Raw genomic sequence first — 11,839 nt, forward strand, 5'->3', positions numbered from 1 at the left:
AAGTGATTCTTGGCGAAAATGAAGGAATTGAGTCAGCCCTCCGCAGATTTAAGCGAGAAGTCTCCAAGGCAGGAATTTTTCCTGACGTGAAGAAGCACCGTCACTTTGAAACACCCCTTCAAAAACGTAAACGCAAAGCAGTTGCCAAGCAAAAGCAGCGTCAGAATCGTTTCCGGTATTGATGGGAAGTGTTTAAAAAGAAAACTTACCTGCAATCTTAAATGCTGCCCAGTAGTAAGGGTGATTATAGAGCTTTGTTTCGGCGGACATTTCACGACTTCTATATAATTCTGTTGTTAAACTTGCCCTAATTTTTTGCCCTTCTTGAGGTAGTTGGTTGAGTAATTCTTCATACCATTGTTTCAGTTCACCAGCAGTCAGTTCTTTAAGCCATGCGGTTGTTTCCGCTAATGCTTTGGCTGCTGATTTATTTTGTTGGAGTCGTCGATAAAACTCTATCATAACCAAAGCAATAGCAGCTGATTCCACAGTCCACACAGTACTCAAGACATGATTAACTCCCCCAGCTAGGAAAGCAGTGACTATTCCAACATGTTCAGTCGTGATATTTTGGTTGTTAGTCATGACTGTTTCCCAAGTTGAAAGAGTTATAAGGTCATAACTTGTAATCGGCTTTTTGCAGATTTCCTCTATAGTTAATTTCTCTTCACCTGTTAATACAAATTCTGATTTGTGTGGTTGATTGGAATTCTCCGTAACATAGCCTGTAAAGTGAAATATATTGTAATTTTCAGATAAAGCATTTTCTACCTGTGTTTTTGTCGCTTGTAAGCCTTGAATGCGTGTGCAATAACTAAACATCTGGCTAATGACTTCAGATTCAAGTCCAGCAAATTGTGGTGTCGGGTAATTTATACTTTCTTGAGGTTCCACAATGAGTAACGGTTGGTTTTGCACCTGCAAGAGTTGTTGGGATTTGAAAGAAAACCCGATTTGGATGCTAGGTAGATAGGTACATGTGTAATTACGCTGCTTTGAGAACTCTTGTTCCCAAAGAGAGGAAATATTGAAAAGGGCGTGGAGAGGGAATCTATGTAAGTCGCGGTGGGGAATTAAAATCAGATTGGTGATGTCCTCAAGTTCATTCACAATTGCAGAAATGTTGAGGATATGTTTTAAATTCAATAACCTCTGTTCCATTTCTGCTTGCCATGAATGGACACTTTTGTCTGATGCATCGTTAGTTTGGAGTTGCTGATATTCCCTGTATTGTTGATGCCAATCTTTTAGCCAATCTTCAAATTCAACCAAGCGTCGTACCACCTGGGGTAAAGGCACTTCATCAATCACCCCATTAACTACAGGTGTAAAAACGACAATAGGTTCTGGAGACTCGTATTTTATAATGAAGGTGCGTAAGGCGCAAGGGCTAATATGCCAGTAAATAATTGCAGTGGTGGGATTGAGAAGTTGTTGAATTGATTGATAGCTAAATGATCTGATTTCATCTGTCCAACCATACAGAAGCCAGGTGAAACAAGCATTTTTTCCACGTTCGGCGATTTCTATCGCTTGCGCTATCTCACCAGACTGTACGGCTATATCAACTGCCAACTGTTCAAAACTTGTATACTTGAGTGCTAACTGTTTTTTCTCTTCATCAGAGTGAGTTGTTTCGCTCAATAAGAATTGTATAAAATCTGTACCATATTGATGTAATTCTTGCGCTTGGGAAGTTTGCCCCAAAACCACAAGTGTTTTTATCAGGTTTTGCAAAACCTCCAGATGTAGTCGGGCAAAGGGTTCTGGGGTCAGAGTATGAAGCGCCTGATTGTACGCAGTGAGGGCTTGTTGCCAATAATAGGAGGGTGTAGGATGTCTCTTACCTCGGTCGTAATAGGCATTGCCAAGTGCTAAATGCAATCTGCCCCAACCTTCTGGCTGTGTATTTTGATCAACATATTTCAGCCCTTGGTCATAACTTGCCAATTTCTCTTCATAGACGCGTTCATACAGTTCTGCTGGACTCAAGAAAGTGAAGTGTGAGTTGTCCCTATAAACTATATTTTCTGCTGCATTCCCTCGGGCGATCCACGCTTCCCAGTAGTCAGGTTTGATTTGTAAAGCGCTATCATATGAGGCGATCGCCTCTTCAAATCTCTGCAAATAAAATAGCACTATAGCCCGGTTGTACCAAGCTAATTCAAACTGAGGATAAAATTCTATCGCTTTATCATAACAAGCGATCGCCTCTTCACGCTGTCCGAGATTGTCCAACGCCACAGCACAGTTGAACCAGCCTAAATAGTAGTCGGGTTTGATTTCTAAAGCTTTTTCCCAGGATGAAATCGCATCATCCCAGCGTCCCAAACTGAACTGTACCACACCTTTGTCAATCCAGACTTCATGAGAATTTGGATCGATTTGAGTCGCTTTTTCATAAGATGCGATCGCATCTTCTGATCTTCCTACTTTATTCAGCGCACCAGCCAAAGCGTACCAAGCTTCCGAGAAGTCGTTTTGAATTTCTGTTGCTTCCTCTAAGCTAGCAATAGCATCTTCAAATTCTCCTAATTCACAAAGTTCCACACCTCGTTTGTACCAAGCTAGGTGAAAGTCATTTTGGATTTCTAAAGCTTTTTCATAGGAGGCGATCGCATCATAATTTCGTCCATCCTGCGCCAATGCCAGACCTCGATAATACCAATTGTCTTGGTCTTGTGGTTGCAGTATGATTGCTTTGTCGTAACTTGCAACGGCTTCCAATGGACGCCCTAATTTCTGCAACGCTATACCTCTGCCAGACCAAGCTTCTGGGTAATTAAACTTAATTTCTATCGCTTTATCAAAGCACAAAATCGCATCTTCAAAGTGTCCTAGTTCACCTAGTGCGCCGCCTCGGTAATACCAACATTTATAAAAGTCTGGTTTGAGGGCAATTGCTTTGTCGTAAGATGCAATCGCCTCTGAAAAATGTCCTAAATAAAATAGTGTTAACCCCCTGTTAAACCAATATTCCTGCGAGTTGGGGTGAATTTCTATAGCTTTGTTGTAAGATGCAATTGCTCCCGATAAATTACCTGCCTTAGCTTGCTTAAGACCTTCGTAAAACCAGGCTTCTGCTTGTTCTAAAGTCGTCCTTTGTTGATTTATTGGTAAACCTGTATTGATTGATATTTCGCTTTGATATCCTAGCCCAGAAGCCAGTTGCTGAACTAAACTTGTACTGTGTTCTAACCTAACTAACAATTCATCCAGCTTGACAGCCACTGGTGACTGAAAATCGGAAAAATCTTGCCTTGCAGCAGTTTTTGCTTCTGGTTCCACGCTTTGTTCTACCCAGTCAGATTCTTCCTTCTCTTGTTTAGCTGACAAAGTCCACGCAGAATCTGGTGTTCGGAATTCAACTATTGGTTCATCATATTCCCATATTAATTCCTCTTGATTGTCGGTATACTCTTCCTGTGGAGGATTTAAAAAAGGTGCAGGCATTACTGCTGGTGTTAGTTGCCTGAGAATATTGTCTGAATCCTCTGTGCTTTTGTTTTGTCTCTCCTCAGAGAATCGACTTGGCAGTGTTGTATCAGTTATGGTTTCTGTGTCTTGTGTTTGATCATTTTCCCAATACGGATTGCCTAAGTTTCGCGTCAATAATCGTATGCCAATGTCGTAAGATAAATCTCCAATCCTCCCAATACCTAACTCGCCTAGTTGCACCATTTGTTCTGCTAAGTAGTTATTTGGTGCAGGTGATTTTAACAATCTCTCCCCAAAATCTAGTAGCCAATTTATCCAGCGTTCATTGGAGATACGCTTTTCCATTCTTTGTAAATACTGAATCGCCCACTGTTCCCCTTTTGCCTGATGCACACCTTCCAGCAGTTGGGTAAATAGAAATTCTAAATCCGCATTTGTCAATGCGGGTGGAGGTGCCATCTTTTGTTCCTCTATAGGATAGACAGAACGAGTCTGCTTTTTCCTGAAGAAGAACCTCAAATACTTCTTAATCCACTTGACTAGCCACTTGAGCATTTCGGGAATTATTGGAGATTGGATTGGTCATCATAAGATTTTAGCGAGCACAGTGTTAAAAAAGTTATATTGACTTTAAAAACCTATAATAATTGAATGAGCGATAGTACGGTCAGTTGGGAATCTAAATAGCATACTAACAGTCCAAAAAACAAGGTGATTGACGATTTACAGTATTTTTACCTAGTCAAGCAACTAATAGCACCAAATTTTACCCATACGGCGAAAATTTAGTATTTGTATATACAAAATGCTTTCAGAGTCAGGCATTGAATTACGATTCAGCTTGATTTGTAGTAGATTCATTCGCTGCTTGGAATTGATCAAGCAAAGCTTGGATAATTATTTCTGGATCGTCTGTCTCCATTCCTAATTGCTCGCAAATTTGCTTGCGTAAATTCTCGTCTTGCTGTATTAGGACAAATAACTCATCCAAAGTAACGCTTTGGTATTCTCCTTCTGGAAGATTTTCAATTTCCATATCTTCGGGTTGCTCATTTTGAGTTTGTGTCGTTACAGGAGTTTGCTTGACAGCATCTGGTCCTTGATACTCCCATATTGGCTCGCCAACTGTGCGCGTTAACAACTGCATCCCAATATCATAGGCGGCGTTTCCCACTTCTCCAATCTCCAACTCACCTAGTTGTACCATTCGGGAAGCTAATTCGTTATTGGGTGTGGGTGATGCTAACAATCTTGCACCAAAACGCTCCAACCACTGCACCCAACGTTCTTCTGGGACGCGATGTTCAATATTATTTAACCATTTCTGCGCCCATGCTTGCCCTCGTGCTTGATGCACACCTTCTAATAGTTCTGTAAACAGAAATTCCAAATCTGTATCACTTAGGGGTGGGGGCGGTTCTTTGTGAATATTTCCCTCTGTTTTGGCTGGAGTCTGATTTGAGCCAAACAAGCGTTGCAAAAATTTTTTGAGCCATTGAATTAACCGCTTGAACATCTCCCGCACCGGTAAGCGTTGGTGGTCATCATAAGATTGTAGCGGTGTATAAGGACAAGCTGCTATGCGTTTGTCAACTACACTCACATATCTTACTCATATCAAGTAAAATGTACAGACAAAAAAGTTTTCTGTCTCTATAGTGAAGAAAAATTAACACAAAGTAGAAAAATATCCCCAAGCTAGACTTTCTGGATAATATGGTATATTTGTACTAAAAAACAATCATCAATGTTTGAAGTTACGTCATAAATTTAAAATGATCTAAGCCCAAATCGTGGGTGCTAGTTATTAACCATCAAAGGCATTGACATCATTATCCATGTCTTACGAACCCCTGCACCACAAGTATCGCCCAAAGAGTTTTGCTGAACTGGTGGGACAAGAGGCGATAGCTACCACCCTAACAAACGCTATCCGCGCCGCCAAAATAGCCCCTGCTTACCTGTTGACTGGTCCAAGAGGTACAGGGAAAACTTCCAGTGCTCGGATTTTGGCAAAATCGCTTAATTGTCTCAAAAGTGACAAACCCACCCCTCAACCCTGTGGCGTGTGTGATGTCTGTCAAGGAATTACTAAGGGCTATTCTTTAGATGTTATTGAAATAGACGCTGCCAGCAATACTGGTGTCGATAATATTCGCGAAATTATAGAAAGAGCGCAATTTGCCCCTGTGCAATGTCGGTACAAAGTTTATGTTATTGATGAGTGCCTGACTGGAGATTCTTTGGTCTTGACTGATAGGGGACTTGTTAGAATAGATGATCCCAATATCAAAGGTAAAAGGGTTCTCAGTTATAGTGATTCATCGCTCAAGTGGGAATTCAAGAAAGTTCTGAGATGGCTAGATCAGGGTGAACGTCAAACTCTGGTTATTAGAACAACTAACCGAGAAATCAAATGTACGGGCAATCATTTAATTAAAACAGACCAGGGATGGGTACCAGCAAAAGACGTAAAAGAAGGAATGAGGATACTATCCCCTGGATGGGAGCAGATGCCAGTAGAAAATGGTTGGCAAATCTCAAACAGTATTCTATCCCCTCAATGGACTACAAGTTTGGAAACGGTCGAGTCTGTTTACCTCGCTGGAATTGAGAAAGTCTATGACATTGAAGTGGCAGACAACCATAACTTTGTTGCTAACGGGTTACTTGTCCATAACTGTCATATGCTCAGCCAAGCCGCATTCAATGCGCTACTGAAGACACTAGAAGAACCACCGAAACATGTTGTCTTTGTACTAGCAACAACTGACCCGCAAAGAGTCTTACCTACCATCATCTCCCGATGTCAACGCTTCGACTTTCGCAGAATAGATTTAGAGGCGATGGCGAAGCATTTGAGTTATATAGCTTACCAAGAAAATATTAACATTACCATCGAAGCGATAACTCTAATAGCCCAAATTGCTCAAGGCGGATTGAGAGATGCAGAAAGTCTCCTCGACCAAGTCAGTTTATTATCGGGTGATGTGACACCTGAAAGAGTTTGGGATTTAGTTGGTTCAGTCAGCGAACACGATTTACTTTTCTTGTTGAATGCGATCGCAAAAGACAACCCAGAAGCTGTTTTAGATTGCACTCGTAAAATCTTAGATCGTGGTCGAGAACCTCTAATTATTCTCCAAAATCTCGCTGCATTTTACCGAGATTTACTCATCGCGAAAACTGCGTCTGGTCGCAACGATTTGGTTGCTTGTACTCCCCAAACTTGGCAAGCACTGATTGATTTTGCCCAACAGTTTGACACACACACAATCTTGCTAGGACAGCAACACTTGCGAACCGCTGAAGTGCAACTGAAAAACACCACACAACCGCGCTTGTGGTTAGAGGTGACGTTGCTGGGATTGTTACCCTCAGCTCATATTTCTGTTCCACAAAACGGTAGAGGCGCAGTTTACCCGCCAAGAATTTCGCCGCCTACGGTTTCACCATCTCCAGGAAAAAGTGAACAAAACTCAATTACAAGCCTTGAACCACCTTCAGTATCAGCACCAGAAAACAATTCAAAAACTGTAGAACAAGTCAAAACTGACCAAACCGATACCTTCTCAAAAACTCCTACTACCCCCTCATCACCAGAGGAAACCCCGAGTTCTCGTCATCCTCCAGAACCACGCCCCGAAATAGAAGCACCTACCTCAGTATCCCAAAAAGAGGAAGTTAGTCAGAGTACAGAAATAGAAGACTTAACTCAGGTTTGGCAGCAAGTGCTGAGTAATCTCGAGGAAATCTCAAAACAAGCGCTATTGCGTCAAATGTGCCATCTTATAGAATTTGATGGTACTGTAGCTCGTGTTGCTGTTAAAGAAAAATGGTATAAACAAGTACAAACATACCACCCCATAATCGTAGCAGCATTTAAAAAAACTTTCAAATGCGACGTCAAGATAAATCTGGAAATAGCAACGACATCAACTTCTATCCCACCTCAAACTTCTCCTCAAAAGAAGCCCAAAACTCGTCCCAGTTATGAACCACCATCCGCGCCTTCTCCAGAAGTTCCCAAATCAACCAAACCACCGACAACAAAATCTCCAAATGCAGCAAATACTGCGGCGGTGCAAAGTTCAGACACAACTCATCGCAGTGATAAGCCCTCACAAACTCAACCATCCGCATCAACACCTGATTGGGAAGTTGATGAAGTCGCAGCCGCCGCACAACGTCTGGCACAATTTTTTGATGGAGAAGTCATCCGATTGACAGATGACATAGAACGAGCGACTTCTACAACCCCAAGTGAGTGGGAAGGTGAAGCAGAAGCTGATGATGAGTTTTAAATCAGTGAACAGTGAACAGTGAACAGTGAACAAAATAACTACCGATAACTGATAACTGGTAACTGGTAACTCTGTTCATTCTCCATCTTCACCTTGATGTACAGTTTTCACCCATTTCAAGCGCTTGGGACGTACCGACATCCGGGCGGTAGTGCTACTCATGACTACTATCCAGTGAAGCAAATATAATGTGCCACGCAAGGTCCCAAGAAGCAGCAGAAGATAGGTAGATAGTTTGACTTCCTTGTCTTGACGTCGTATACGCCACAGACCAGCAAACATCCCCGTTACTGACAGCGTTATCGTCAAGCCTGTCACTGGACTGAAAATGGGTGGACGATGTCGTGCGATCGCCATCAACAAATCTGGCACAGCCGCTGTGGGTAAGATGTACTGCAGCACCAGAAACACGAATAGATCCCAGGTTTTGCGCGTACCCATGCGGTTTCTGAGAATCAAATCCCAGTAATCCAAATACCGCTGATACCCACCTTCTGCCCAACGGTTGCGTTGATGCCACAAGCCAATGGCATTAGTCACACCTTCTTCTTCTACGGTTGGGTTGAACACACACTGAATATCCCACTTTTCTAGATGTAAGCGCAGTGTCAGATCCAAATCATCGGTAATTGTTTCTTCATTCCAGCCACCGCAACACAGGAGTGCTTTTCGCCGGACAAATTGACCGTTACCGCGCAGTTCGCATACACCACCATTAGCATTGCGTTGGTGTTGCATGAATGTATCGAATGCCATTTCTGACGCCTGACCTTTTGTCCAGAAATTCTCTTTGGCATTGGCGATCACCTTTCGTACCTGCACTGCACCTACGTTCTCTCGTTGAAACAACGGTATGACACGCTGTAACAAGTCTGGTGAAACTTGGGCATCGGCATCAAATACCGCCAAAATTTCTCCTTTTGTCAGCGCTAAAACCTGATTCAACGCTCCTGATTTTCCTCCCCCTGCTTCTGGCTTTCGTCGTAGTACTTTCAGTTGGTCGTATTTCTGGGCTAGTTCTGATAGTAACTGCGGCGTTTTATCGCTGCTGTTATCATCAATGACCCAGACTTCGTATTCCCCTCCTGGGTAATCTAGACTACAAAGATTCTTGACTAATCTGCCAATAACTGCTTCTTCATTTTTCGCTGCCACCAAAACAGATACAGAGGGCAAATCTTCCTGCATTTGTTCTGGGTGGGGTTTTGCTCGGGCGAACACTATCACTAAGGCATGAAATCCGATGATAGTCGTCAGTCCCAAGACAAACAGAGTTCCCCAAGAAACTAAATGCAGAGCGATCGTACCACTCCAGACTATCGTCAAAACTAGAGCGGCTTTGCGTCTACGACCTTGAAACCGATAGGGAAGAGACACGCTTGCTGATGTCTCCTCCTCCTGTAACTCCTCTAAGCCAGAGAGGTCTGAAAATAGGGAATCGAGCGGATCAAGCTCGTTGTAAGAATCGTTTTCGGGCCAGGAATTCGCTGGCATAGGTTACTTGATTTAACCACCAATATTTATCTACACCCATAAAGAAGCTGGGTATTAGGTAACACCAAACTGTGCAACCTTCACATACCTGGAGCTTACCCTGAGATTGGCGGTATTTTTCAACCTCCTCAGACTCGCGATACAGCTCGTAAAGTCGCCCATTAATGGGAACTCCACTTTGGGCGAAGTGGTAGCAAGGTAGCAGCAGTTCATCGTTAGGAGAAATAGCAATGACAGCATCTACCGCTTTACAGCGGGGATTTTTAGTATCATTGCCCCCAGCCTCAATAAATGCTAGTGCAGCCTTATTGTAACCGACATTGTTATATTTCTTTGCAGTGACTTGTATTGCCGTTACCATTTCTGGTGTCGGATTTTTGTTCGAGTTGTAGTGTTCGTAAGCTGTGAAGGCGGGATTTAGCCAAACCCGAACACCAAGATCTTTGCCTAATTTCCCTATTTCTTCTATCCGGTGGTAATTTTGAGCGGTAACAGTGTGGTTGAGGACAGGGTATTCTCCTAGAGACTTGGCGATCGCCACCGACTCAACCAAGTTGTCAAAAATTTTCACTCCCCGAGACTGATCATGAGTGTCCGCGTCTGCACCATCTAAGGAAAAATTTAAAAAGTCTACTAATCCCTGAATTTCCTTAGCTTTCTTCGGATACAGAATAGTGTTTGTTGTTATACTCGTGGCAAAACCCAGACGTTTCGCCTCTGTATAAATTTCTCTGACATCATAACGCAGGAGTGGTTCACCGCCTGTAAAGTCCACATATTTGACTCCCAAGCGGCGTAAATCGTTCAAATTGTGCTTGATTGTTTCAAAATCTGCTTCTTTACCAGGTTCAAGTGACCAAATATTACAAAAATGACATCTAGCGTTACAACGGTAGGTCAAGTAGTAGTTTGCAACCAGTGGAGCCATAGGGTAAAACCACTTAAGTGTTCTTTAGGACATCTTTAAACAAAAAGTCAAAACTGAAAAGTGAGCCAGTGCGGTACTGAGTCAGCGCTGTTGGTAGGATAACTCGAAGGCAGGCGACTGACGTGCATAATTTCTCAGCATAAAGGAACCAGTGCCTTGAGGAACGTAAGCGCCCTGGTTAGGTTCCCCCGAGTGTACACACAGCCTTTGTCGGTCATGCCTTCCTTGTAGACGCCTATGGGCGACTTCCCGTAGGGTAGTATCTGGCGTCAACTGGTGTTAGGCATCTGCTTCGCTCATACCCGTAAGGATCAAAACACAAAAATTATTATCCTCACCTCAATGAATACTAAACAAACATTTTTTAGGAATACTATTGACACAAATCATTAAACTACGCAAACTGTCAAGTAACTTAAGGAGTATTTATAATATGTCACTCGAACAACTGCACCCCGCTACTCAACAACAAACAAGCGTCTATTTGCCTTACATTCAGGGTAACAAGCGTAACTTCTTGCCCCATGCAATTACTCTTTATCAAAAGGGTATTTTGGAGGGATACCGCAAAATAGAAGGCAGTGATAACATTCCCTTTGTCGCCACTTGGAATGTTGCGACTCTCCCCTCAGACTTAACCCGTTGCCGAATGCAGTTTGATGGCAATGCGGAGTTGAGTTATGAACTCATGATGGCAAGCTTTGAGTTTATTAATTTTCTCATTGAATTCATAGAGAATTACGAGCGCTATCGCGTCACTGATTTTTCTCAAGTATTTTATCGCAAACTCTTGCGTTTAGAGTAAGGTATTATACGCTATTTTAACCACCATTATCTATCATTGTCGGTTTTGCCTATGCTACCGTAAAAAAAGCTGTTATTAGAATCATCAACACTTGCTTAAGTTGAGCAATCATTACCTATGGTCAAGTAGGTTTACAACTTTAACTGCAAGGTTCGACCTAAAATGAGTAAAACCTACTTGGGTTGTGAAAAGCTGTCAGCAATTATTTATGAGATTATCTTGCGGAAAACCCTGTGCCTTGCTGGACTTAGCGTCTGGGCAGGAGATAGGGGTATACCTGTGTGCCACGGGCAATGCCCGCAAGCCTTGCTCCTGCGTGCCTCCTGCAGAGGAGGTGTGCGAATCGCGCGCGCAGCGTATCCGTAAGTTTTGTGGATAGGCTATCTACAGCTAAAATCAAACTGATTGCTAAACGTTGAAAGTTACCTAAACTTTTGTAAATTAGGAGTGCATGTGTGCCAAAATCCGCTAAGTATTTATTAATTGGATCTACGGAGGCTTACTGCGGTAAATCTGCAACAGTCCTGGGTTTGTCTTATCAACTACAGCAAAAGGGGCTGGACATTGCCTATGGCAAACCGCTAGGTACTTGTTTAAGTGAATCTACAGGAACGATGGTTGAGGAAGATGTTCAATTTATTGCTGATAGCCTCAAGTTATCAAAAAACCGCGTTGTACCCACGATGCTGGCTTTAAATGAAGTCGCTGTGCAAAAACGTTTGCAAGGGTTAGACAAAACCAATTATCAAAAATTGCTAGCACAGGAATATTCGCAAATACAAGTCGGCGACTTGGTGTTGCTAGAAGGTCCTGGTAACTTGGAAGAAGGCAGTTTGTTTGATTTGTCTTTGCTGCAAGTAGCAGAAGTGG

8 protein-coding genes are annotated in these 11,839 nt (G+C 42.7%); 4 read left to right on the top strand and 4 right to left on the bottom strand.

The features are described from left to right. Positions 1 to 2 precede the first annotated feature (2 nt). On the top strand, positions 3 to 182 hold the full coding sequence (gene rpsU / locus DP116_RS22405; protein ID WP_169157278.1) for a 30S ribosomal protein S21: 180 nt from the start codon (positions 3 to 5) through the stop codon (positions 180 to 182). Positions 183 to 192: 10 nt separating this feature from the next. Here the strand turns inward: rpsU and DP116_RS22410 are convergent, their stop codons facing one another. Both DP116_RS22410 and DP116_RS22415 read right to left on the bottom strand, forming a co-directional pair. Then, positions 193 to 3,897: a tetratricopeptide repeat protein gene (locus tag DP116_RS22410; protein WP_339381530.1), complete on the bottom strand. Its 3,705-nt coding sequence runs from the start codon at positions 3,895 to 3,897 to the stop codon at positions 193 to 195. 370 nt (positions 3,898 to 4,267) lie between these two features. Next, positions 4,268 to 4,954 carry a hypothetical protein gene (locus tag DP116_RS22415; protein WP_169157285.1) on the bottom strand — a complete coding sequence of 229 codons (687 nt, stop codon included), beginning with the start codon at positions 4,952 to 4,954 and terminating at the stop codon, positions 4,268 to 4,270. Between the two features lie 322 nt (positions 4,955 to 5,276). On the opposite strand from DP116_RS22415, the gene dnaX reads away from it, so the two are divergent. Then, complete coding sequence (dnaX, locus tag DP116_RS22420; protein ID WP_169157280.1) at positions 5,277 to 7,742, top strand: DNA polymerase III subunit gamma/tau; 2,466 nt, start codon at positions 5,277 to 5,279, stop codon at positions 7,740 to 7,742. A 75-nt stretch (positions 7,743 to 7,817) separates the two neighbouring features. Here the strand turns inward: dnaX and DP116_RS22425 are convergent, their stop codons facing one another. Further along, complete coding sequence (locus DP116_RS22425; protein ID WP_169157281.1) at positions 7,818 to 9,236, bottom strand: glycosyltransferase family 2 protein; 1,419 nt, start codon at positions 9,234 to 9,236, stop codon at positions 7,818 to 7,820. Next, positions 9,190 to 10,164 carry a radical SAM protein gene (locus DP116_RS22430; RefSeq protein ID WP_169157282.1) on the bottom strand — a complete coding sequence of 325 codons (975 nt, stop codon included), beginning with the start codon at positions 10,162 to 10,164 and terminating at the stop codon, positions 9,190 to 9,192. Before DP116_RS22430 ends, DP116_RS22425 begins: the two co-directional genes overlap by 47 nt. A 433-nt stretch (positions 10,165 to 10,597) precedes the next feature. Between DP116_RS22430 and ebsA the strand changes: the two genes are divergently transcribed. Together ebsA and DP116_RS22440 are read left to right on the top strand one after the other, a co-directional pair. After that, positions 10,598 to 10,969: a type IV pilus biogenesis protein EbsA gene (gene ebsA, locus DP116_RS22435; protein WP_169157283.1), complete on the top strand. Its 372-nt coding sequence runs from the start codon at positions 10,598 to 10,600 to the stop codon at positions 10,967 to 10,969. Between the two features lie 455 nt (positions 10,970 to 11,424). Beyond that, positions 11,425 to 11,839: AAA family ATPase (locus DP116_RS22440; protein ID WP_169157284.1), on the top strand; the 415-nt coding region annotated here is incomplete at its 3' end.

This window comes from Brasilonema bromeliae SPC951 (assembly GCF_012912135.1).
Taxonomy (GTDB): Bacteria; Cyanobacteriota; Cyanobacteriia; order Cyanobacteriales; family Nostocaceae; genus Brasilonema; species Brasilonema bromeliae.